The 21,410-nt window shown below is 70.0% G+C and carries 19 protein-coding genes; 9 read left to right on the top strand and 10 right to left on the bottom strand.

The annotated features are described in order from the left end of the window. Positions 1-148: 148 nt before the first annotated feature. On the bottom strand, positions 149-1,162 hold the full coding sequence (locus tag CEK65_RS04615; RefSeq protein ID WP_152180927.1) for a TIGR00266 family protein: 1,014 nt from the start codon (positions 1,160-1,162) through the stop codon (positions 149-151). Positions 1,163-1,442: 280 nt separating this feature from the next. On the opposite strand from CEK65_RS04615, the gene CEK65_RS04610 reads away from it, so the two are divergent. From CEK65_RS04610 to CEK65_RS04600, 3 genes are read left to right on the top strand one after another with little or no spacing between them, the layout of a single operon-like run. Further along, positions 1,443-2,612: a hypothetical protein gene (locus tag CEK65_RS04610; protein WP_152180926.1), complete on the top strand. Its 1,170-nt coding sequence runs from the start codon at positions 1,443-1,445 to the stop codon at positions 2,610-2,612. Positions 2,613-2,622: 10 nt separating this feature from the next. Further along, the gene (locus CEK65_RS04605; protein ID WP_152180925.1) at positions 2,623-3,045 is read left to right on the top strand and encodes a phosphate ABC transporter substrate-binding protein; all 423 of its coding nucleotides are present in this window, start codon (positions 2,623-2,625) and stop codon (positions 3,043-3,045) included. Positions 3,046-3,064: 19 nt separating this feature from the next. Next, positions 3,065-5,233: a methyl-accepting chemotaxis protein gene (locus tag CEK65_RS04600; RefSeq protein ID WP_152180924.1), complete on the top strand. Its 2,169-nt coding sequence runs from the start codon at positions 3,065-3,067 to the stop codon at positions 5,231-5,233. 52 nt (positions 5,234-5,285) lie between these two features. On the opposite strand, the gene CEK65_RS04595 is transcribed toward CEK65_RS04600, so the two are convergent. From CEK65_RS04595 to CEK65_RS04585, 3 genes are all read right to left on the bottom strand, one after another. Beyond that, positions 5,286-6,122, bottom strand: coding sequence for a phosphatase PAP2 family protein (locus tag CEK65_RS04595; protein ID WP_152180923.1), 837 nt, complete (start codon positions 6,120-6,122; stop codon positions 5,286-5,288). Positions 6,123-6,320: 198 nt separating this feature from the next. Continuing rightward, entirely contained in the window at positions 6,321-7,106 is a 786-nt protein-coding gene (locus tag CEK65_RS04590) for a rhomboid family intramembrane serine protease (protein ID WP_152180922.1), read from the bottom strand. Positions 7,107-7,208: 102 nt separating this feature from the next. Beyond that, positions 7,209-8,162 carry a TerC family protein gene (locus CEK65_RS04585; RefSeq protein WP_010343036.1) on the bottom strand — a complete coding sequence of 318 codons (954 nt, stop codon included), beginning with the start codon at positions 8,160-8,162 and terminating at the stop codon, positions 7,209-7,211. A gap of 258 nt (positions 8,163-8,420) precedes the next feature. On the opposite strand from CEK65_RS04585, the gene CEK65_RS04580 reads away from it, so the two are divergent. The 3 genes from CEK65_RS04580 to CEK65_RS04570 all read left to right on the top strand — a co-directional run bounded on the left by CEK65_RS04580 (position 8,421) and on the right by CEK65_RS04570 (position 12,091). After that, positions 8,421-9,602, top strand: coding sequence for a class I SAM-dependent rRNA methyltransferase (locus CEK65_RS04580; protein WP_152180921.1), 1,182 nt, complete (start codon positions 8,421-8,423; stop codon positions 9,600-9,602). 87 nt (positions 9,603-9,689) lie between these two features. Further along, positions 9,690-10,847, top strand: coding sequence for a glycerate kinase (locus CEK65_RS04575; protein WP_152180920.1), 1,158 nt, complete (start codon positions 9,690-9,692; stop codon positions 10,845-10,847). 842 nt (positions 10,848-11,689) lie between these two features. Continuing rightward, positions 11,690-12,091 carry a DUF2628 domain-containing protein gene (locus CEK65_RS04570; RefSeq protein WP_017909243.1) on the top strand — a complete coding sequence of 134 codons (402 nt, stop codon included), beginning with the start codon at positions 11,690-11,692 and terminating at the stop codon, positions 12,089-12,091. Positions 12,092-12,136: 45 nt separating this feature from the next. Here the strand turns inward: CEK65_RS04570 and CEK65_RS04565 are convergent, their stop codons facing one another. The 6 genes from CEK65_RS04565 to CEK65_RS04540 form a co-directional block, all read right to left on the bottom strand. Continuing rightward, entirely contained in the window at positions 12,137-12,862 is a 726-nt protein-coding gene (locus CEK65_RS04565) for a DUF6882 domain-containing protein (RefSeq protein ID WP_152180919.1), read from the bottom strand. Continuing rightward, complete coding sequence (locus CEK65_RS04560) at positions 12,859-14,304, bottom strand: amino acid permease (RefSeq protein ID WP_152180918.1); 1,446 nt, start codon at positions 14,302-14,304, stop codon at positions 12,859-12,861. Before CEK65_RS04560 ends, CEK65_RS04565 begins: the two co-directional genes overlap by 4 nt. 286 nt (positions 14,305-14,590) lie before the next feature. Beyond that, positions 14,591-15,208: a response regulator gene (locus CEK65_RS04555; RefSeq protein ID WP_152180917.1), complete on the bottom strand. Its 618-nt coding sequence runs from the start codon at positions 15,206-15,208 to the stop codon at positions 14,591-14,593. Next, entirely contained in the window at positions 15,205-16,275 is a 1,071-nt protein-coding gene (locus CEK65_RS04550; RefSeq protein WP_148827369.1) for a sensor histidine kinase, read from the bottom strand. The genes CEK65_RS04555 and CEK65_RS04550 overlap by 4 nt, the downstream gene beginning before the upstream one ends. 42 nt (positions 16,276-16,317) lie before the next feature. Then, positions 16,318-17,046 (bottom strand): MgtC/SapB family protein, encoded by a 729-nt coding sequence (locus CEK65_RS04545; protein WP_017912892.1) that lies wholly within the window; start codon positions 17,044-17,046, stop codon positions 16,318-16,320. A 113-nt stretch (positions 17,047-17,159) separates the two neighbouring features. After that, the gene (locus tag CEK65_RS04540) at positions 17,160-17,486 is read right to left on the bottom strand and encodes a hypothetical protein (protein WP_148827365.1); all 327 of its coding nucleotides are present in this window, start codon (positions 17,484-17,486) and stop codon (positions 17,160-17,162) included. 383 nt (positions 17,487-17,869) lie between these two features. Here CEK65_RS04540 and rmuC point away from each other — a divergent pair, with 383 nt between their 5' ends. From rmuC to CEK65_RS04525, 3 genes are all read left to right on the top strand, one after another. Continuing rightward, positions 17,870-19,459, top strand: coding sequence for a DNA recombination protein RmuC (gene rmuC / locus CEK65_RS04535; protein ID WP_152180916.1), 1,590 nt, complete (start codon positions 17,870-17,872; stop codon positions 19,457-19,459). A 531-nt stretch (positions 19,460-19,990) separates the two neighbouring features. After that, positions 19,991-20,533, top strand: coding sequence for a glutathione peroxidase (locus CEK65_RS04530; RefSeq protein ID WP_152180915.1), 543 nt, complete (start codon positions 19,991-19,993; stop codon positions 20,531-20,533). A gap of 388 nt (positions 20,534-20,921) precedes the next feature. After that, a partial coding sequence (locus CEK65_RS04525; RefSeq protein WP_152180914.1) for a transposase occupies positions 20,922-21,410 on the top strand: 489 nt, incomplete at its 3' end.

The raw sequence follows: 21,410 nt of genomic DNA, 5'->3' as shown, positions 1-21,410 counted from the left end.
GCACCGCCCACGACTGGAGGTCATGGCGTGGGGTGTGCGCGTGCTTGGGTGAGGGTGTGGAGGCTTGTACTACGCATTCTGCGAGACGCTGCGCGCCGTACCCTCACCCCAACCCCTCTCCCGGCGGGAGAGGGGCTGATGCGCGGCTTTAGAAGTTGTTGTCGCCGTCGAGGATGCGGCCGAAGCCGCCCAGCACCGAGCCTTCGCCGCGGTTCTGCCCGCCGCCCTGCGGCGCGGCGGCGAACATGCGTCCGGCCAGGCGCGAGAACGGCAGCGACTGCAGCCAGACCTTGCCGGGTCCGGTGAGGGTGGCCAGGAACATGCCTTCGCCGCCGAAGAACATGCTCTTGATGCCGCTGACCGGGCGCACGTCCATGTCCACCGAGGCGTGGAAGGCGACCACGCAGCCGGTGTCCACGTCCAGCCGCTCGCCGGCGGCCAGCTCGCGCTCGATCACGCAGCCGCCGGCATGCACGAACACCCAGCCGTCGCCCTCCAGCTTCTGCATGATGAAACCTTCGCCGCCGAACAGGCCGGTCATGATCTTGCGCTGGAAATGGATCCCCAGCGACACGCCGCGCGCGCCGGCCAGGAAGCTGTCCTTCTGGCAGATCAGGCGGCCGCCGTGCTGGTCCAGCTTCATCGCCAGCACCGTGCCGGGATAGGGCGCGGCGAAGGCGACCTTGGCCTTGCCCTGGCCCTGGTGGGTGAACACCGTGGTGAACAGGCTCTCGCCGGTGACCAGGCGCTTGCCGGCCGACAGCAGCTTGCCCATCAGCCCGCCCTGGTTGGCGCCGGAACCGTCGCCGAACACGGTGTCCATCTGCACCGCCGCGTCCTTGAACATCAGGGCGCCGGCCTCGGCCACCGCGCTCTCGCCGGGGTCCAGCTCGATCTCCACGAACTGCATTTCGTGGCCGACGATGCGGAAGTCGATCTCGTCGGCGCGGCCGCCTGCGGCCGGCGGCGGCGGCAGGCCCGGCGGCAGGAACGTCGCGCCACCCTGCAGGGCCGCGATCTGCGCCACCGGCAGCCAGCCGTTCTGGCCCTGGCTCCAGGCCAGTGCCGTGGGGTTGTTGCGGGCGAAGGTGACTGCATCGGCATCGTCGAACGGGCCGGAGCGGGTCTGTTCGCTGCCGGTCAGGAAGTACCACTGGGTCATGGGTGCAGGTCCTTGGCGGGTCATGGCGGCGAGTCTAGCGGGCCGCCGCGACGGCCGACATCTGTCCAACGGCAGGGTGGCGGCTGCCACCGCTGGCCGGCCGCCAGGAGACACCGCGGCACGGGTTCTGCGAACCGTTCGTCGTAAAAACCATGACAGCGCTCAAGAACGCGGCGCGAACGCCGCTATCGGCTCACTGCCGTCACGGGCCGCATCCACGGGGATGGGTGCGGTCGGATCGTCGGCCATCGCCAACCCGCCATGTAACTGGGGAAATTCAATGAAATTCAAGGATTTACTGTTGAGCGGTGCGCTGGCACTCGCCTCTGCCGGCAATGTCCAGGCCCAGGACGGCCCCGAGCTGTCCTTCAGCGGCTTCGGCACCCTGGGCCTGGTGCACTCCACCGAGGACCGTGCCGACTTCACGCCCGACCTGCAGACCACCGAAGGCGCCGGCGCCAGCCAGCGGACCTCGCCGCGTCCGGACTCGCGCATCGCCGGCCAGGTCAACGCCACCTTTACCGACAAGTTCAGCGGCGTGCTGCAGGTCACCAGCGAGTACGCCGAGCGCGCCTCGTATGCGCCGAAGGTCACCCTGGCCCACGTCAAGTACCAGTTCGCGCCGGACTTCGCGGTGCGTGTCGGCCGGATCACCGCGCCGCTGTACATGCTGTCCGAGTACCAGCGCGTCGGCTACGCCACGCCGTGGGTGCGTCCGCCCTACGAGGTCTACAACTACCTGATGGCGATGGACGGCGTGGAAGGCGTGTACACGCGCAATGTCGGCCAGAGCGTGCTCAGCGTGCAGGGCTTCTACGGCCGCATCGATTCCAAGAAGGCCGAAGTGCACGCGATGCGCGGCCTGTCGCTGGTGCTGGACCAGGGCGCTTCCACCTACCGCGTGGCCTACATCAAGGGCAATGCCGACTACCGCACTGACGATCTGGACCGCCTGTTCGGTCTGTACCGCCGGATCAACCCGGCTCTGGCCGAACGCCTGGACACCGTCGGCGTCGCCGGCAGCTTCGCCAGCGCCGGCTACAGCTACGATCCGGGTCCGTGGTTCGCGCGCGCCGAAGTCATCCGCGCCGACTACTCGCCTTCGCTCAACGGCAAGACCACCTCCGGCTACGTGAGCGCCGGTGCGCGCTTCGGCGCGCTGACCCCGTCGCTGACCTACGCCAACGTCGACAAGAAGGCACCGGTGATCGCGCCGGGCGCCGATCCGCTGGGGCTGATGACCCGCGCCGTCGCGCTCGCCGAGAACGGCCGCCACAGCTACACCGCCTCGCTGCGCTGGGACGTGTACGAGAACGTGGCCTTCAAGTTCCAGGCCAGCCACATCGTCAACAACGCCGGCTCGTACGGCAGCCTCGGCAACATCCAGCCGGGTTTCCGTCCTGGCGGCAGCTACAACCTGCTGTCGGCCTCCTTCGATTTCGTGTTCTGAGGACGACACCATGAATGCTTACAAGATTGCCGGCGCTGCGGCGCTGGCTCTGCTGTTCTGCACCGCCGCGCAGGCCGAGGTGGTGGTGGTGATGTCGTCCAAGAGCCCGGTGGACAGCCTGAGCAAGGACCAGGTGTCGCAGATCTTCCTGGCCAAGTCCAACAGCCTGCCGGGCGGCGCGCAGGCCACGCCGATCGACCAGGACGAGGGCGCCAAGGCGCGCGAGGAGTTCTACAAGAAGGTCACCGGCCGCGATGCCGCGCAGCTGAAGTCGTACTGGTCGCAGCTGATGTTCACCGGCAAGGCGCAGCGTCCCAAGCACGTGGCCGGCGACGATGCGGTCAAGAAGGCGGTCGCCGCCTCGCCCGGCGCGATCGGCTACATCGATGCCGGCACGCAGGATGCGAGCGTCAAGGTCGTCTTCAAGCCCTAATTGCCTCCGGAGAGCCTCCATGATGAGACGTCTGCTTTCCCTGCCGTTGTTCTGGAAGATCCTGCTGCCGGCGGCGGTGTCGATCCTGTGCCTGCTGGGCTACATCGGTTTCAGCACCGTGGTGTTCCAGCGCAACAACGGGCATCTGGAGGCGATCCGCGACGTGCACTTCCCGGTGCTGGACACCATGACGCGCAACGTCGCCGCGCTGGACAAGATCATCAATGGACTGAACGGCGCGGCGGCGGCCGGCGACATGGACATGCTCAAGGCGACCGCGCCGATCGCGTCGCAGATCCACGCGTCCTACCAGAAGCTGCAGCAGACCGACCCGGGCAATGCCCGGGAACTGGCGCGGCTGGGCAAGGAGTTCGACGAGTACTACGCGCATGCGGCGGCGGTGGCCGCGGCCTTCGCGCAGCAGCGCGAACCGGATGCGGTGCAGATGGAGGCGATGGCACCGTCGCTGGAGCGCTACCGTACCCATCTCAACGCGATGCACCACAGCGCCGACGCGCGCTTCCGCGCCACCGTGCAGAACGCCGTGGACAGTTCGATCGCCGCCAGTGTCGGCGGCCTGATCGTGGGCGTGCTCGGCGCGCTGGCCTGTATCGCCTTCGGCTGGATCGTCGCGCGCGCCATCACCCGTCCGTTGCGGCGTGCCATCCGCACCGCGCATGCGGTGTCGCAGGGCAAGCTGGACAACCCCATCGCCATCGACAGCGGCGACGAGGTCGGCCAGTTGCTGCAGGCCATGGACAGCATGCAGCGCCAGTTGCGCCGCGTGATCCAGGCGCAGACCGAGATGGGCGCGCAGCACGAGGCCGGCGTCACCAGCCACCGCATCGTCGCCAGCGAGTTCCCAGGCGAATTCGGCAGCATGGTCCAGGCCGGCAACGCGCTGGTCGAGGGGCACATCGCGGTGACCCTGCGCGTGGTCGAGCTGATCAAGCGCTACGCGCGCGGCGATCTGTCGCAGGAACTGGAAGCGTTGCCGGGCGAACGCGCGGTCATCACCCAGTCGCTCAACGACGTGCGCCGCAACCTGCTGCGGATCAATGGCGAAATCAAGCGGATGGCCGCGGCGGCGGCTGCCGGCGACTTCACCGCGCGCAGCGACGAGGCCGCCTTCGACTTCGACTTCCGGCAGATCCTGGTCGACCTCAATCAGCTGATGAGCACGGCCGACCGCAACCTCAACGCGCTTTCCTCGCTGCTGCAGGCGGTGGCCAGCGGCGACCTGACCGGGCGCATGCACGGCGAGTTCGAAGGCGTGTTCGCGCGGATGCGCGACGACGCCAATGCCACCGTCGCGCGTCTGACAGAGATCGTCGGCCGCATCCAGCACTCGTCGGCCGCGATCGATGCGGCCGCCGCCGAGATCGCCGCCGGCAACGACGACCTGTCGCGGCGCACCGAGCAGCAGGCGGCAAGCCTGGAAGAAACCGCCGCGTCGATGGAAGAGCTGACCTCCACGGTCAAGCAGAACGCCGAGTACGCACAGCAGGCCAACCGCCTGGCCGCCGGCGCTGCCGCGGTCGCCGTGCAGGGCGGCAACGTGGTCGGACAGGTGGTGAGCACGATGGAGGGCATCGCCTCCTCGTCGCGGCGCATCGGCGACATCATCGGCGTGATCGACGGCATCGCCTTCCAGACCAATATCCTCGCGCTCAACGCCGCGGTGGAAGCCGCGCGTGCCGGCGAACAGGGCCGCGGCTTCGCGGTCGTCGCCAGCGAGGTGCGGACGCTGGCCCAGCGCTCGGCCAATGCGGCCAAGGAGATCAAGGGCCTGATCGACGAGTCGGTGGAGCGCGTGGCCGATGGCTCGGCCCTGGTCGGCCAGGCCGGCACCACCATGCAGGAGATCGTGGCCTCGGTGCAGCGCGTCACCGACATCATGGGCGAGATCTCGGCGGCCTCGCGCGAGCAGTCGGCCGGCATCGAACAGGTCAACACCACCGTGGCGCAGATGGACCAAGCCACCCAGCAGAACGCGGCGCTGGTCGAAGAAGCCACGGCCTCTGCGCGCGCCATGGAAGAGGAGGCCGGGCAACTGAGCCAGTCGGTCGCGCTGTTCCGCCTGGCCGCGCCGGCGCCCGCAGCCAGACCGGCGCAGGTGTCGCGGCTTGCGGAAGACACCGCGGCGGCGTCGCCGGCCGTGGCGGTGGAGGACGCGCTCGACGCGTGAGGTGTCGGCCGCCGTGCGCGTGGCCGTCGTGTGGCCGCGCGCGGTGGGCGTCTTACAGCGCGCTGGCTGGGCGCACCTGCAGAACCGCGTTCTCCGCGGTGCAGTCGCCTGCCGGCATCCGCCCGGCCGCGCGGGCGGCGGCGATCTCGCCGCGCGCCGCGGCCAGATCGGCGCTGAAGGTCGGGTCGTCGTGCAGCCGCGCCACCGTGGCCGCGCCCATGAAGCGGCCGGCGAGCACGTCGCTCTGCCAGTGCACGTTGCACACCAGCCGGCTCTCGCCGTAGTTGCGGCCGCGCGCGATCAGCGCAGTGGCGCGTTCGGGCGCGATCTCGCTCAGGATCAGCGCCCAGGCCCAGCCGATGGCGCTGTGTCCCGACGGATAGGAGCCGCTCTGGCGCAGGTCGTCGAGATCGCCCGGGGTGCACACCGCCTGCGCGTTGCGCAGGAACGGCCGCGCGCGCTGGTACCGGCGCTTGGCCGCCTTGGTGGCGGCACTGGCGTCGATGCGGCTGCGCTCCAGCAAGGTGTACAGATGCGGGGTGTGCTGCGCATCGATCGCCACGCCCAGCGCGCAGGCGAACTGGCCGGCGCCGTTCGGGAAGCTCAGATCGGCATCGCGTGCGGCCTGCTGCCAGCGCGCGCTGCCGCGCAGGGCCAGCGCCTCGCGGTTGATCGCCAGGTCCAACGCCTCACCCGGCGAGTCGGCCGCCGGCGGCGCCGGCAGCAGCTGCAGGCTGTCCGGCACCGCCGCGGCCGGCAGATAGCCCACCGCCTTGGCCGGCGCAGGCGCAGGCGCCGGTGCACGCAGCGCGGGACCGCTGCAGGCGGCCAGGGCGAGCGCCAGCACCACGGCGACGGAACGGACACGACAGGCGGGCGACACGGGCATGCGGACTCGGACAGCGACGGCGGATCGGTCAGTGTACGGTGCGATGCAGCGACGGGTCGCCCGAGGCGGCATGCCGCGGCGCGCGACTGCGGAGAGGAGCGGCTTCAGCCGCGACGGGCGTGACCGGGAAGGCCCGTCGTGGCTGAACCCGCTCCTCCGGAAGCAGGTTTGCGTATTTCTGGAAGCACCGTTCCCGCCTCAGCCCCCGTCACGCTCCTCGCGCGGCGGGAAGCGCAGCACGACCCCGCGCGGCGGCGCCGGCGGTGGCTGCCACAGCACCGGCACCTGGGCCGGCGGCGGCGGTTCCAGTTCGTCGTCGGCGACGAGGAGGTCGTCGGTGTCCTCCTCGTCCTCCCAGCTGTAGCGCTTGCGTGGCGGCAGCGGATCGCGATGGCGCAGCAGCAGCGCGGCGACCACGCCGCCCACCGCGCCGCCCAGGTGCGATTGCCAGGACACCCCGTCCTCGTGCGGCAGCACCGTCACCAGCATGCCGCCGTAGAACAGGAAGGCGATCATGCTGGCGGCGATCGCGGCGCGGTCGCGGCGCAGCAAGGCCAGCACGAACACCAGGAACAGCAGGCCGTGGGCGACGCCGCTGGCGCCCAGGTGATGGCTGCCGGGATCGCCCAGCCACCAGGCGCCCAGGCCCGAGCCCAGCCACAGCAAGGGCAGCCCGGCCAGGGTGGCGCGCGGATACACGCTGCCGGCCAGGGTGCCCAGGATCAGCAGGGCGCCGGCGTTGGCCCCCAGATGCTCGAGCGAGCCGTGCAGCAGCGGTGCGGTCAGCACGCCGAGCAGGCCGGCGGCCGTGTGCGGCGCGACCGCCCAGGGCCGCCAGTCGAACAGGCCCTGGCTGGCGAACACCGCCACCAGCACCGCCACGAAGGCCAGGCTGGCATTGAACGCACGCAGGATCCGCGCGCGGTCGAAGCGGCCCTGCGCATCGGGCTCGGGCGTGGGCGAGGGGAGCGAAGAGGTGTCCATGCTCCCTGGATGGCGGCGCCGGGCGTCCAAGGCAAGGCGCCGCCGATGGGAGGGACTGGCCGCGGCCGCGGGACAATCCGCGGCCGCGGCGCCCGCGCCGTGTCAGTGCGCCGGCTTGGCCGGGCGCAGCAGGCTCAGCACCACGGTGGCGCCGATCACCACCGCCACCGCCAGCAGCGACACCAGTACCGGGATCTTGTACAGGTCGATGATCAGCATCTTGGTGCCGATGAACACCAGCACGATCGCCAGGCCGTAGGGCAGCAGGTGGAAGCGGTCGGCCATGCCCGCCAGCAGGAAGAACATCGCGCGCAGGCCCAGCACCGCGAACACGTTGGAGGTCAGCACGATGAACGGGTCGGTGGTGATCGCGAAGATCGCCGGAATGCTGTCCACCGCGAAGATCACGTCGGTGATCGCGATCAGCATCAGCACCGCGAACAGCGGAGTGAACCAGCGCTTGCCTTCCTGGGTCACGCTCAGCGCGTTGCCGTGGTACTGCGGCGTCAGGCGCAGATGCTTGCGCATGAAGCGCAGCACCGGGTTGGCCTCCAGGTCCGGCTCCTTGCCCGCCGAGAACCACATCTTGATGCCGGTCAGCAGCAGGAACGCGCCGAACACGTACAGCAGCCAGTGGAACTTGGTCAGCAGCACCGAGCCGGCGAAGATCATCACCGCGCGCAGCACGATCGCGCCGAGCACGCCGATCACCAGCACGCGCTGGCGCTGCTCCTCCGGCACCGCGAAGTAGCTCATAATCATCAGGAACACGAAGATGTTGTCGACCGCCAGCGACTTCTCGACCAGGTAGCCGGTCAGGAACTCAAGGCCGAGGCGGTTGCCGGTGGCCACGTCGATGGTCTCGCGCAGGTACCACCACAGGCCCGCATTGAACGCCAGCGCCAGCGCGATCCAGCCGATGCTCCACCACAGCGCTTCCTTGAAGGTGACCTTGTGCGGACCGCCGTGGCGCATCAGCACCAGGTCCGCCAGCAGCGCCACGACCACCACGATCGCGAAACCGCCCCACAACCACACGTTGCCTATCGTTTCCATTGGGAATTTTCCGTCAGTGAACAGGGAACCTCGGGGCCGCGGTGGCGGAGGCGTTCCGGACGGAGACGACGGATGTCGTCCAGAGGGTGCCTTCGCCACTGCGGCGAAGGTCTCGCTCGCAACCGGCGGACCGGTTGCCGTTGCACCGGAGCCCGCAGGCTCGAATTGACGGCGACAACGTCGGGAGCTACTCCCCTTCTGCGCGCATTCTTGCGGCTGCCGGCGGTGCCGTCAATCGGGGCGGCTACAATGGCGTTCATGAATAGTCCCCTGCCCGTAGTCCGTCTCAAGAACGCCTGGCGCTCCAGCCATCCTTGGATCTTCCAGAAACTGGTCGAAAAACCCGCCGCCAGGCCCAAGCCGGGCGCGCTGGTGGACGTGGTCGGGGTGGACGGCGACTGGATCGGCCGCGGCTTCTACAACGGCCACTCGCGCATCGCCGTGCGCATCCTCGAGACCCACCCCGACATCGCGGTCGATGAGTCCTGGTTCGCGCGCAAGATCGCCGAGGCGGTGTCGCTGCGCCGTGACGTGCTCAAGCTGGACGCGGTCAGCGATGCCTGGCGCGTGGTGCATGCCGAGGGCGACGGCCTGTCCGGCCTGGTGGTGGACCGCTACGGCGACCTGCTGGTGGTGGAGTTCTTCAGCGCCGGCATGTTCCGCCACCGCGAGTGGATCTACGCCGCGCTGCGCGCGCAGTTCCCCGGCGCGCGCTTCTACAGCTTCGCCGAGGAGCACGTGCAGAAGCAGGAGAGCTTCGACTACCGGCCGGTGTCCAGCAGCGGCGAGCGCCCGGAGCCGGCGATCATCAGCGAATACGGCGTGCGCTTCCGCGCCGATCCGGCTGGCGCGCACAAGACCGGCTTCTTCGCCGACCAGCGCGAGAACCGCCAGTGGCTGAGCCAGCAGGTGGAGGGAAAGCGCGTGCTCGACCTGTGCTGCAACACCGGCGGCTTCGCGGTCTACGCCAAGGTCCGCGGCGCCACCGAGGTGGTCGGCGTGGACATCGACGAGGACGTGATCGAGATCGCCAAGGGCAACGCTCGCCTCAACGACGTGCGGCCCAAGTTCGTGCAGGCCGACATCTTCCCGTACCTGCGCGATGCCGCTGCCCGCGGCGACCAGTACGACGTGGTGATCCTGGACCCGGCCAAGATGACCCGCGACCGCGACCAGGTGATCCCGGCGCTGAAGAAGTATCTGGACATGAACAAGCTGGCGCTGGGCGTGGTCGCTCCGGGCGGCCTGTTCGCCACCTTCTCCTGCACCGGCCTGGTCGCCGAGCACGAGTTCCTGGACATGCTGCGCCGCGCCGCCTATTTCTCCGGCCGCACCATCCAGATCCTGAAGGTGGCCGGCGCCGGCGCCGACCACCCGTTCATGGCCCACGTGCAGGAATCGCGCTACCTCAAGGCGGTGTTCTGCCGCGTGCTGGACTAGCGCGCCACGCATGCGCAAGGCCGAGCGGCGATGCCTGCGTGACGGCCTGATCCGGGTGCGCCGGCCGGCGATCGACGCCGCCGCTGCATGAAGATCGTCATCGCCCCGGACGCGTTCAAGGAAAGCCTGTCCGCGGCGGAGGCGGCCGCGCAGATCGCGGCCGGCTTCCGCAGCGTGTTCCCGGCCGCGCAGTACGTGCTGCTGCCGTTCGCCGACGGCGGCGAGGGCACGGTGGACGCGCTGGTCGCCGCTGGCGGTGGGCGCCGGGTCGCCTGCACGGTGACCGGGCCGCTGGGCGCGCCGGTCGCCGCGCAGTTCGGCCTGAGCAAGGACGGCGGCACCGCCCTGATCGAGATGGCCGCGGCCAGCGGGCTGATGCTGGTGCCGCCGCAACAGCGCGATCCATGCCTGACCGGCACCCGCGGCGTCGGCGAACTGATCCTGGCCGCGCTGGATGCCGGTGCGCGCCGGCTGCTGATCGGCATCGGCGGCAGCGCCAGCAACGACGGCGGCGCCGGCATGGCGCAGGCCCTGGGCGTGCGCCTGCTGGACGCGCACGGCTGCGACCTGGCCGCCGGCGGCGCGGCGCTGGGCGCGCTGGCGCGCATCGATCTGGACGGGCTGGACCCGCGACTGCGCGAGTGCACGATCGAAGTCGCCTGCGATGTCGACAACCCGCTGACCGGGCCGAGCGGCGCCTCGGCGGTGTTCGGGCCGCAGAAGGGCGCCACGCCGGCGATGGTCGCGCAGCTCGATGCCGGGTTGCGGCACTACGCCGAGGCGATCGAACGCACCTTGGGCGTGGCAGTGGCGCAACTGCCCGGCGCCGGCGCGGGCGGCGGTATCGGCGCGGCCCTGCTCGCCTTCCTCGGCGCGCGGCTGCGGCCGGGCGTGGAGATCGTCGCGCAGGCGCTGGGGCTGGAAGCGCACCTGGCCGGCGCCGATCTGCTGGTCACCGGCGAAGGCCGCCTGGACGGGCAGAGTGCGCAGGGCAAGGTGCCGGTCGGCCTCGCCCGCATCGCCCGGCGCCACGGCGTGCCGGTGCTGGCCATCGCCGGCGGTCTGGGCGAGGGCGCGGCGGATCTGCAGGCGCAGGGGATCGACGCGCTGTTCGGCGCTGTGCAGCGCGTGTCCACGCGCGAGGCCGCGCTGGCCGACGCTGCGGACGCCCTGCGCCAGTCCGCGCGCAACGTGGCCGCGGCGATCGCCCTGGGCCAGCGCCTCGGCGGCTCCCGGGCGCAATAGCGGTCTCACTGTCGGCTCGGCTTGGCGCTGCAAGCCGCAGCGTTGGGAGTCCTGTGTGGGAGGGACTTCAGTCCCGACGCGGTGACCGGTGATTGCCGCAGGACCCCGCGAGGCGGTTGCCCCGCGCGTCGCGGCTGAAGCCGCTCCCACATGTGGGTATGTCGCCAGCGGATGCGCCACACGCAGGCAAGCCTTGTGGGTGGGATTTCAGTCCGGACCCGATGACCGGTGGTTACCGCAGGGCCCCGCGAGGTGGCTGCCCCGCGCGTCGCGGCTGAAGCCGCTCCCACATGTGGGTATGTCGCCAGCGGATGCGCCACGCGCAGGCAAGCCTTGTGGGGGGATTTCAGTCCGGACCCGATGACCGGTGGTTACCGCAGGACCCCGCGAGGCGGCTGCCTCGCGCGTCGCGGCTGAAGCCGCTCCCACACGTGGGTATGTCGCCAGCGGATGCGCCACGTGCAGGCAAGCCTTGTGGGAGGGATTTCAGTCCGGACCCGATGACCGGTGGTTACCGCAGACCCCGCGAGGCGGCTGCCCCGCGCGTCGCGGCTGAAGCCGCTCCCACATATGGGTATGTCGCAGCGGATGCGCCACGTGCAGGCAAGCCCTGTGGGAGGGACTTCAGTCCCGACGCGACGACTGTCGGTCTCCGCAATGCTGGCAGGGAAGCCCGTCCCCAAGCCAGGCCTGACGTCGGCGCCCGCCCGCTGCGACCAATCCCGAATCCCCAATCCCAACTCTCCAGGCCCGCACCAAACTGGTGCGGCAGCCGCGCCCATTTGGCGCGCGCTGCCCCGTTCAGGTAAACTGAAAACGTTTACAACACGGATTCTAACGCCATGGAAACCCCAAATCTCCCGCAACGTGCGCCGCTCAGCCCGAAGTGGCAGTTCCGCTTCGACTTCTTCGACCGTTACGGCGCCCCGTCCACGCCCGAGTACAAGGCCGCGTTCAAGGCACTGCCGTTCATGGAACGGTTGAAGATCAACATGAACTTCTTCGCCCTGTTCTTCGGCTTCATCTACTTCTTCATCCTCGGCATGTGGCGTAAGGCGCTGGGGCTGATCGGCATCTGGCTGGCGCTGGCTGTGGTCGCGGCGTTCCTCCCCGAGGCGATCGGCCGCGGCCTGGGCATCGCCTACTCGCTGCTGGTCGGCATGGCCGCCAACTACGCCTACTACCTGGACCAGCGCAAGGGCAGCGTCAGCTGGAACCCGTTCGAAGGCCTGCGTTGGTGGTAAGCGTCGGGCACGGCGGCGCGCAGGTGCGACACGCCGCCGCCGCGCTCAACGCTTGCGCTTCCAGAACTGCCAGACCGGTGCCGGCTTCGGCGTGACCGCCGCGGCCTGCGCCGGGGCCAGCTGGCCCTGAATGCCGGTCAGCCGCGCCTGCGCATCGAATGCCAGGACGATGCGGGTGTTGCCGCGCGTCGCCACGGTCTGCGCGGCGTCGCGCTGCAGGGCATAGCCCTGATCGGCCAGGAAGCCGTCGGTCATGGCCCGGTGGTCGAGTTCGAACTGCATCGGCAATTCGCCGAGCAGGCGCAGCACGCGGGCGTCGTCGCACGGCGCGAAGACCGCGGCCGGTACGTCCTCGAGCAGGAAGAACAGCGCGCCGCCGTCGTACGGCGCGCGGTAGTAGCAGCGCCCGCGCAGGGCACCGGCGAGCAGGGCGATCTGGTGGCCGCCGTCCTCGCCCAGCGCCGAAGACGGCGCGGCCAGTTCGGCGATACCTTCGCGCTCGCCGTGCGCACGTAGCGCATTGGCATCGGCCAGCAGGGCCGGTGGCAGGTTGCTGGCGGTGTTGGCCCAGGCCCACAGCCAGCTGGCGCTGGCTTCTGCGGCCGTGCCCAGCAATTGAATCGGGAACTGCAGGTCCTCGCCGAAGTACACCTGGCCTTCGCCCAGGTCCATTTGCCAGCGACGCTCGGCCAGCACGTCGGCCAGCGCCAGCTGGCGGGCGTAGGCGCTGCCGATGTGCCGTGCCAGCGCTGCCTGGAACGCCGGGCTCATCGCGGCGTCTGCGGCGCGCGCTGCAGCAGGCTGTTGCGGCGGCCGTACAGCAGGTAGGCGACCACGCCCAGCGCGTTCCACAGCCCGAACCAGATCTTCGTGGTATCCGGCAGGCTCCAGAACAGGTACAGGCAGCCGCCGATCGCCAGCGGCCCGACCAGCCACGCCAGCGGCGTGCGGAAGGTGCGGGCGCGGCCGGGTTCGCGGCGGCGCAGGACCAGCATGCACGCGGCCACGGCGATGAAGGCGGCCAGGGTGCCGGCATTGGCCAGCGCGGCGATCTCGTCCAGCCGCGCCACGCCGGCCAGCGCCGCCACCAGCACCGCGGTGAACAGCGTGGTCGCCACCGGGGTGCCGGTACGCGCGTTGACCTTGGACAGCCCGCGCGGCAGCAGGCCGTCGCGCGACATCACGAAGAAGATCCGGCTCTGCCCGTACAGGAAGGCCAGCAGCACGGTGGGCAGCGCGATCACCGCGACCACGCCGATCGCCGCCGCCGCCTTGCCGTGGCCGAGTTCGCGCAGGATCAGCGCCAGCGGCTCGGCGCTGGCGCCGAACACGTCGTAGCGCATCGCGCCGACCGCGGCCAGCGCCACCAGGATGTAGATCAGGGTGCAGCCGATCATCGAACCGACGATGCCGATCGCCAGGTCGCGCTTGGGATTCTTGGTTTCCTCGGCGGCGGTGGAAATCGCATCGAAGCCGTAGAAGGCGAAGAAGATGATCGCCGCCGCCGCCATGACCCCGTGCGCGACGCCGTCGGCGCCGACCGTCTTGGGGAAACCGTAGGGCATGAACGGGTGCAGGTTGGCGCTCTGGAACGCCGGCAGCGCCACCGCCACGAAGATGCCCAGGGCGATCAGCTTCAGCACCACCAGCACCGCGTTGAGCGTGGCGCTCTCCTTGGTGCCGGCCATCAGCAGGCCGGCCACGGCGAAGGTGATCAGCACCGCCGGCAGGTTGACGATGCCGCCGGCATGCGGCCCCGCGGTCAGCGCCGCCGGCAGGTTCAGGTCCATGCCGGCCTGCGCACTGGCCCAGTGCAGGAAGCCGACGAAGTAGCCGGACCAGCCCACCGCCACCGTGCTGACCACCAGCGAGTACTCCAGGATCAGGCTCCAGCCCACCACCCAGGCGATCGCTTCGCCCAGCGCGACGTAGCTGTAGGTGTAGGCGCTGCCGGCGGCCGGCATCATCGTCGCCATCTCCGCGTAGGCCAGCGCCGCGCAGGCGCAGATCGCCCCGGCCACCGCGAACGACACCAGCACTGCCGGCCCGGCCAGCTGTGCGCCGACGCCGATCAAGGTGTAGATGCCGGTGCCGACGATCGCGCCGATGCCCAGCGCCACCAGATGCGGCCAGCTCAGCGAGGGCACCAGCCGGCGGCCGGCCTCGTGGACGGTGACCAGGTCGAGCGACTTGCGCCGGAACAGGAACGACATGCGGACCTCGGGTGCGGAAGTGACAAGCCCGGCAGTGTCGCCGAATGCAGTGCAGCAAAGCTATGCCCGCGGCGCGGTATGGCACGGCGCTTGTGGAGGTCGATGCGAAGCGCAAGTCCGGCTTTATCGAGCGGAGACCGCTCTCTCTCTCTGTCTCGTAGCAGCGGCTTCAGCCGCGACGGACGTCATCGGGAAAGCCCGTCGCGGCTGAAGCCGCTTCTACGGAATACCGGTGCGTCAGGACCTGTTCCGCCGTGCCCGGCAATCGTGGGTTCTCGCAACCGACCTACCGCCCCAGCCGCTCCGCCAGCCGCACAAGCTCGGCCAGCGAACCGACCTCCAGCTTGCGCATCGCATTGCCGCGGCGCACCTTCACCGTGATCTCGCTGAGCTGCAGCCGCGCCGCCACCTGCTTGTTCAACAGGCCCTGCACCACCAGCTCCACCACCTCGCGTTCGCCGGCGCTGAGCCGCGCCCAGCGCGCCTGCAGTTCCGCCTGCGCCGCATCGGCGGCGCGGCGCGCGCGGTCGCGGGCGATGCCCTGGCCGATCGCGTCGAGCAGGTCCTGGTCGCGGAACGGCTTGGTCAGGAACTCGATCGCGCCGTTCTTCATCGCTTCCACGCTCATCGGGATGTCGCCGTGGCCGGTGATGAAGATGGTCGGCAGCGCCAGCCCGGCCTCGTGCATGTTGCGGTGGAAGTCCATGCCGCTCTGCCCGGGCATGCGGATGTCCAGCACCAGGCAGCTCGGCGCGTCGGCGCGCGGATGCGCCAGGAAGTCGCGGGTCGAGGCGAAGGCGTGCACCTGCAGGTCCACCGAGGCGAACAGGTCTTCCAGCGCGGCGCGGATCGAGGCGTCGTCGTCGATCAGGTACACCACCGGGCGTGCGGTCGCCTCATTCATGGCGTGGCTCCGCCGGCGGTGGGCAGGCACACGCAGAACACCGCGCCGCGCGGCCGCCCGGGTTCGGCCCAGATGCGCCCGCCGCCGGCCTCGACGATGCTGCGGCTGATGCTCAGGCCGATGCCGATGCCGCCCTGCTTGGTGGTCCAGAACGCATCGAACAGATGCGCCTGTGCCTGCGCGGACAGGCCTTCGCCGCTGTCGGCCACGCTCAGCCGCACCGAACGCGCGTCCTCGCGCTCGGTGACGATGCGCAGCGCACGCTGCGCCGGCGGCGTGGCGGCCATCGCCTCGATCGCATTGAGCAGCAGGTTGCCGATCACCTGCTGGATCTGCACCGGGTCGGCCGACACCGGCGGCAGCAGCGCCGACAGTTCGGTGTGCACGCTGACCGCGCTGCGTTCCAGTTCGCCCTGCGACAGCGCCAGTACCTCGGCCACCGCGGCATTGAGGTCGAAGGCGCGCTGCTGCGGCGCCTCGCCCCGGGTCAGGCTGCGCACCCGCGCGATCACCTCGCCGGCACGCTCGGCGTCGGCGAGGATGCGCGCCAGCGCCGCGCGCGCCTTGTCCAGGTTCGGCGGCTGCTGGTCGAGCCAGCGCTGGCAGGCGTTGCCGCTGGTGACGATGGCCGCCAGCGGCTGGTTGACCTCGTGCGCGATCGACGCGGTCAGGCTGCCCAGGCTGCGTACCCGCGCCAGCCGCAGCAACTGCGCCTGCGCCGCGTGCGCGGCGGCCTTGGCCCGCTCCATGCGCACCGCGATGGAGGCGGTGACCGCCACCACCACGATGCTGATCGCCGAGTTGATCACGCCGACGTGGTAGGCCCCGGCATGCGTGAGATGGAAGCTGAGCACGACCAGCACCACGCAGATGCCCGCCAGCACGCCCAGCCCGGCCGGGGCCAGCAAGCGCACCGCGCCGAGGATCGCCACGGTGTAGAACAGCGCCGCCGCCACCGCGTAGTCGGTGACCGTGTCGGCGACGAAGATCGCACCCAGCGCCAGGCCCAGCGCGGCCAGGCCGAGCAGGCGGCGGTGCGGCGGCAGCGGCTTGAACCAGGCGATCATCGGCGGCGTGGCGTGGGAGTGACGGGGATAGGCATGACTGGCTCAGGCTTCGGCGCCGGCGTTCCAGAACGCCTGTTGTACACCCGGTTCGCCCTCCAGGCGCTGCACCACCGCATCCAGTTCCTCGGCACGCACCGCGGTGGCGTACAGGGTGGCGGCGATCTCCACGTCCTTCTGCCCGAACGGATGCTGCTCGACCTCGCGCGCCGGATAGTGCGCCTCCTCCAGCAGTTCGATCAGCCGCTCGCGCACGTCGCCGTGCACCTCGCGCGCACAGATCGCATAGAACATGTAGGTGGCTTCCAGCGAGGACTCCTTCAGCGGATGCCGGTTGATCCGGTTCACCATCGGCCGCAGCAGGGTATTGCTGAGCAGCACGAACATGGCTGCCAACACCGCCTCGGCGACCAGCCCGGCACCGGCGCAGGCGCCGACCGCGCCCGACCCCCACAACGTCGCCGCGGTATTGAGCCCGGTGACGTTGGCGCCTTCCTTCATGATCGCGCCGGCGCCGAGGAAGCCGATGCCCGAGACCACGTAGGCCACCACCTGCACCGCGCCCTGGGTGCCGCCGTGGATCTCGAACAGGCGGTCGCCGAGCGAGACGAAGATCGCCGCGCCGACCGCGACCAGGGTGTTGGTGCGCAGCCCGGCGGTGCGCTGGCGCACCTGGCGCTCGAAGCCGATGATCGCGCCGAGCACGAAGGCGGCGGTGAGGCTCACCAGGGTGTCGAGCAGCGAGCCGAGATTGAACAGACGCAGGGCTTCCATCAGGGCGCGTTCCAGTAGGTGGGGGGAGCGGTCATGGCGGCTCCGGGAAAGGAGTGAACGCATGATGCAGGGGCAAGATGGCATCCGATACCGCGGCGGCAGGCGCGCGCGGCTCAGCGCACCCCGGGCCACCACGCCAGCGCGGCATGCAGCCAGTGCGCGGCCGGGGCGTTCGCCCCGGCGTCGTGCAGGCGCCGCTGCGCCGCATGCGGCAAGCGCGCGCGGACCCGGATGCGGTCGGCGACGGACAGCAGCGACAGCGCATCGGCCATCACCCGCGGCGACTGCGCGGAAAGCGCCAGCGCGAAGGCGCGGGCGCCATGGGCGGCGAGCAGATGGCGCAGCGCCTCGGTGCGGCGCATGGCGACCGCGGCGCGCAGCGCGCGCTGCAGGCCGCGCTGCAGGCGGAAACGGCGGGAGAACAGCGAGAACAGGAACATGACGACCTCCTTGCGGCGCGTGGCCGGCAAGGACGTCGCAGCGTGTGCGCGGCGTGCGTCTTCCGGCTCAGCGCCGGGCAGCGACCAGGCGAGGGGAACGGCGGGGGAATGCGGCGCTGATGCCGCGTCGATGCGGATCGGGGTCCATGCTCGCCTCCGGTATCAGGGGAACGGATCGCGCGGAGCGCGATGGTCTGGCGCGGTCGGATGCCGCGGTACCGCCCACTGGCCGGGCCAGGAGCGGGTGGCGCAAAGCTTGGCATGCGGCTCAGGCGTGCACCAGCCTGCATGAGGCCATGGCGGCGATACCAAGGTATATCCGCTCTCCTCCGCGTGCCGGCGCGTGGCGCAGCGATTGAGACGCGGCCGGCTACACTGACCGCATGCAGAACGATGCCCATTTCCTGATCCTCGCCGGCCTGTTGTGCGCCGTCATCGCCCTGTTGCTGGCCGTGTTGCTGCGGCGGGGCAACCACGCCGCGCTGGAGGCGGCCCTGCGCGAGGAGCAGCGCGGCGGCCGCGGCGAACTGCGCGAGCAGCTCGACAGCCTGGCCCGCCAGCAGGACGCGCGCAGCGAAGGCTTCGCCCGCCACCTGGCGGATCTTTCCACCCGCACCGACCAACGCCTGGACCTGCTGCGCGAAGCCCTGACCGAGGACGCACGGCGCGGCCGGGTCGAGGCCGGCGCCGCACAGCAGCGCATGGCCGAGCTGCTGAGCCAGCGCCTGGTCGAGATCCGCGGCCAGCTCGACGCCTTCGGCCAGCAGCAGGACGCACGCATGGCCCAGTTCGGCCAGCAGCAGGCCGAACTGATCGCGCGCATCGACGCGCAGCTGGGTGCGTTGCGCGAGGCCCTGATCGAGGATGCGCGCAAGGGCCGCCAAGAAGGCGCGGACGCGCAGCAGCGCTTCGCCGACACGCTCGGCCAGCGCCTGGGCGACCTGGTCCAGCGCAACGAGCAGCGGATGGGCGAGATGCGCGCCACCCTGGAGGAGCGGTTGAAGGAACTGCAGGCCGACAACGCGGCCAAGCTTGAGCAGATGCGCGGCACCGTCGACGAAAAGCTGCAGACCACCCTCAACACGCGCCTGGATGCCTCGTTCAAGCTGGTCTCCGAACGGCTCGAGCAGGTCCAGCGCGGCCTGGGCGAGATGCAGCAGCTGGCCACCGGCGTCGGCGATCTCAAGCGCGTGCTGAGCAACGTCAAGAACCGCGGCGGCTGGGGCGAGGTGCAGCTGGAGAACATCCTCGAGCAGACCTTGACCCAGGAACAGTACGCACGCGGCGTGCGGGTGCGCCCGGAGCGCAACGAGATGGTCGACTTCGCGGTGCGCCTGCCCGGCCGCGGCCACGAGGACACGCCGGTGTGGCTGCCGATCGACGCCAAGTTCCCGCGCGAGGACTACGAGCGCCTGCTCGACGCGCAGGAGCAGGGCGATCCGGAACTGGTGCAGGCGATGGGCGTGCAACTGGAGCGCGCGATCCGGGTGCAGGCCAAGTCGATCGGCGACAAGTACATCGCCCCGCCGCACACCACCGACTTCGCGGTGATGTTCCTGCCCACCGAGGGCCTGTACGCCGAGACCCTGCGCCGCCCCGGCCTGGCCGACCTGCTGCAGCGCGAGCACCGCATCGTCGTCGCCGGCCCGACCACGATCACCGCCCTGCTCAACAGCCTGCAGATGGGCTTCCGCACCCTCGCCATCGAAAAGCGCTCCAGCGAAGTGTGGGGTGTGCTGGCGGCGGTGAAGAGCGAGTTCGGCAAGTTCGCCGGCATCCTGGAAAAGGCCGAGAAGCAGATCAGCACCGTCGGCAAGAGCCTGGGCGAGGCCAGCCGCAAGACCCGCACCATCGAACGCCGCCTGCGCGGCGTCGAGACCCTGGCCGACGCGCAGGCCGCGCCGCTGCTGGAACTGTCGTTGCCGCTGGACGATGCCGAAGCGGACGAGGCGGCAGGCGACGACCGGGAGTGAGGGCTTGCGGTGCCCGCGGCGGCGGTGCGGCGAGTCGGGATGGCAAGGCACCGTGGCGGTTACGTCGACGCGAGATGGCGTGCGACCAGCACGCGCCATGTTGGATGCAGCGCCGCGACCTGGACGGGCCAGCGCGGCCGCTTCGTACGCGCGCGCTGTACAGATGGCGCAGCATGCGGGTGTCCTGGTCTTGCCTGCAGTGTCGATGCGATTCGACATCGCGGATGCGTTGTCGTCTCCAGGCCGCTCGCCTGCTCGCCCGCTGGCCGATACGCGCGCTGCCGATCACGACGAGAGGCACATGTGTAGCGGCGGCTCTTGTTCCTTCTGCGGCAGTCGCGAGCAGGTTTTGTGGACACGGCCGTCGCGGCTGAAGCCGCTCCTGTGGGATCACATGATCCGCAGCAAAAGCGGGTGTTACGTGCCTGCACAGGCTAGCTGTCGGTGCGCTGAGTCACGCGGTCACGGCACTGCGCATGCCGCACCGGCAGCGACTATGCTGGCGCTCCCTTTCGATCGAGGTAATGCCCCATGTCCGAGTCGTTGACCGCCATTCCGCTGACCCGCATCGATGGCCAGCCGGCCACCCTCGCCACGTTCGAGGGCAAGGTGTTGCTGATCGTCAACGTCGCCTCCAAGTGCGGCCTCACCGCGCAGTACGCGGGCCTGGAAGCGCTGTACCGCGAGAAGCAGGCCGCCGGCCTGGAAGTGCTCGGTTTCCCGGCCAACGACTTCAAGGGCCAGGAGCCGGGCAGCGAGGCGGAGATCCAGCAGTTCTGCCAGCTCACCTACGACGTGACCTTCCCGATGTTCTCCAAGATCGCGGTTACCGGCGAGGACACGCATCCGCTGTACCGCGCGCTGATCGCCGCGCAGCCGCAGACCGAGGGCGAGGGCCCGATGCGCGAGAAGCTGGCCGGCTACGGCATCGAGCCGAATCCGGCGCCGGGCGTGCTGTGGAATTTCGAGAAGTTCCTGGTCGGCCGCGACGGCCAGGTCCGCGCGCGCTTCGCCCCGGATGTCACCGCCGAGGATCCGCGCCTGCGCGCGGCGATCGACGCGGCGCTGGTGTAACGGCGCGCTGCGCTCGGGGCCATCTGGCTGTGCTTGGACTAGCTGACGCTGCTGTTGTGCAGGCTAGGTAGCTGGTGACCGAGCGGGAGAGGTTATCGATGTCCTTGTTGTCCGGCGTCGCCTGTCGCGGCTGAAGCCGCTCCTTGTATCTGGACATGTCGCCCCTAAACAGGCGTCATGTCTTCCGACTGATCATCGGAGGAGGTGTGGGAGGTCCAGTCGCTCCTAAAGCTTCGAGCTTGCATCGTAGATCGGCTCCGCCCTCCACATGCTGGCCCTTGTGTGTCCGAACGGTATCCAGAGTCCGCCCCCGGGCGTGAACTCGCATCGACAAGGCAGGACCGGGCCCAGCGCCGATCATGATCCTGACACGATGGAGGAATCGCGTATGTCTGCCGTCATCGGCATCGACGTCGCCAAACGCAGTTTCGATGTAGCCATCGATCTGACCAATGGCAAGCACCGTACCAAGGCCAAGTTGTCCAACGATGCCAAGGGCTTCCAGGCCCTGCAGGCATGGCTGCAGACGCATGCCCAGCCCGATAGCTGGATCGCCATGGAGGCCACCGGCACCTACCACCAGGCGCTGGCCGAGTTCCTCCACGCACGCGGCTATCGGGTGTGCGTGCTCAACCCCGCGCAGACGGCCGCGTACGCACGCAGCCAACTCAGCCGGGTCAAGACCGATCGCAGCGATGCCAAGCTGATCGCCAGTTATGCCCTGCGTCACTGCGAGCAGTTACGCCGTTGGCACCCTGATCCGCCGGCGCTCAAGCAGCTCAAAGCGCTGGTGCGCCGGCGCCAGGATCTGCAACAGATGCTGCAGATGGAGCGCAACCGGCTGGACGTCGCTCCGGCCCAGGTGAAGGACTCGATC

The organism is Xanthomonas sp. LMG 12459, assembly GCF_009192905.1.
GTDB classification, from domain to species: domain Bacteria; phylum Pseudomonadota; class Gammaproteobacteria; order Xanthomonadales; family Xanthomonadaceae; genus Xanthomonas_A; species Xanthomonas_A sontii.
The sequence above is the reverse complement of the archived record's forward strand: the minus strand, read 5'-3'. Positions and strand labels throughout refer to the sequence as shown.

Excerpts from the sequence above, each read along its gene's own strand:
- CEK65_RS04580 (WP_152180921.1), top strand. The coding sequence starts at position 8,421 with ATGAATAGTCCCCTGCCCGTAGTCCGTCTCAAGAACGCCTGGCGCTCC.
- CEK65_RS04540 (WP_148827365.1), bottom strand. The coding sequence starts at position 17,486 with ATGTTCCTGTTCTCGCTGTTCTCCCGCCGTTTCCGCCTGCAGCGCGGC.
- CEK65_RS04610 (WP_152180926.1), top strand. The coding sequence starts at position 1,443 with ATGAAATTCAAGGATTTACTGTTGAGCGGTGCGCTGGCACTCGCCTCT.
- rmuC (WP_152180916.1), top strand. The coding sequence starts at position 17,870 with ATGCAGAACGATGCCCATTTCCTGATCCTCGCCGGCCTGTTGTGCGCC.
- CEK65_RS04565 (WP_152180919.1), bottom strand. The coding sequence starts at position 12,862 with ATGAGCCCGGCGTTCCAGGCAGCGCTGGCACGGCACATCGGCAGCGCC.
- CEK65_RS04575 (WP_152180920.1), top strand. The coding sequence starts at position 9,690 with ATGAAGATCGTCATCGCCCCGGACGCGTTCAAGGAAAGCCTGTCCGCG.
- CEK65_RS04605 (WP_152180925.1), top strand. The coding sequence starts at position 2,623 with ATGAATGCTTACAAGATTGCCGGCGCTGCGGCGCTGGCTCTGCTGTTC.
- CEK65_RS04600 (WP_152180924.1), top strand. The coding sequence starts at position 3,065 with ATGATGAGACGTCTGCTTTCCCTGCCGTTGTTCTGGAAGATCCTGCTG.
- CEK65_RS04560 (WP_152180918.1), bottom strand. The coding sequence starts at position 14,304 with ATGTCGTTCCTGTTCCGGCGCAAGTCGCTCGACCTGGTCACCGTCCAC.
- CEK65_RS04555 (WP_152180917.1), bottom strand. The coding sequence starts at position 15,208 with ATGAATGAGGCGACCGCACGCCCGGTGGTGTACCTGATCGACGACGAC.
- CEK65_RS04585 (WP_010343036.1), bottom strand. The coding sequence starts at position 8,162 with ATGGAAACGATAGGCAACGTGTGGTTGTGGGGCGGTTTCGCGATCGTG.
- CEK65_RS04545 (WP_017912892.1), bottom strand. The coding sequence starts at position 17,046 with ATGGAAGCCCTGCGTCTGTTCAATCTCGGCTCGCTGCTCGACACCCTG.
- CEK65_RS04550 (WP_148827369.1), bottom strand. The coding sequence starts at position 16,275 with ATGATCGCCTGGTTCAAGCCGCTGCCGCCGCACCGCCGCCTGCTCGGC.
- CEK65_RS04570 (WP_017909243.1), top strand. The coding sequence starts at position 11,690 with ATGGAAACCCCAAATCTCCCGCAACGTGCGCCGCTCAGCCCGAAGTGG.
- CEK65_RS04595 (WP_152180923.1), bottom strand. The coding sequence starts at position 6,122 with ATGCCCGTGTCGCCCGCCTGTCGTGTCCGTTCCGTCGCCGTGGTGCTG.
- CEK65_RS04530 (WP_152180915.1), top strand. The coding sequence starts at position 19,991 with ATGTCCGAGTCGTTGACCGCCATTCCGCTGACCCGCATCGATGGCCAG.
- CEK65_RS04615 (WP_152180927.1), bottom strand. The coding sequence starts at position 1,162 with ATGACCCAGTGGTACTTCCTGACCGGCAGCGAACAGACCCGCTCCGGC.
- CEK65_RS04590 (WP_152180922.1), bottom strand. The coding sequence starts at position 7,106 with ATGGACACCTCTTCGCTCCCCTCGCCCACGCCCGAGCCCGATGCGCAG.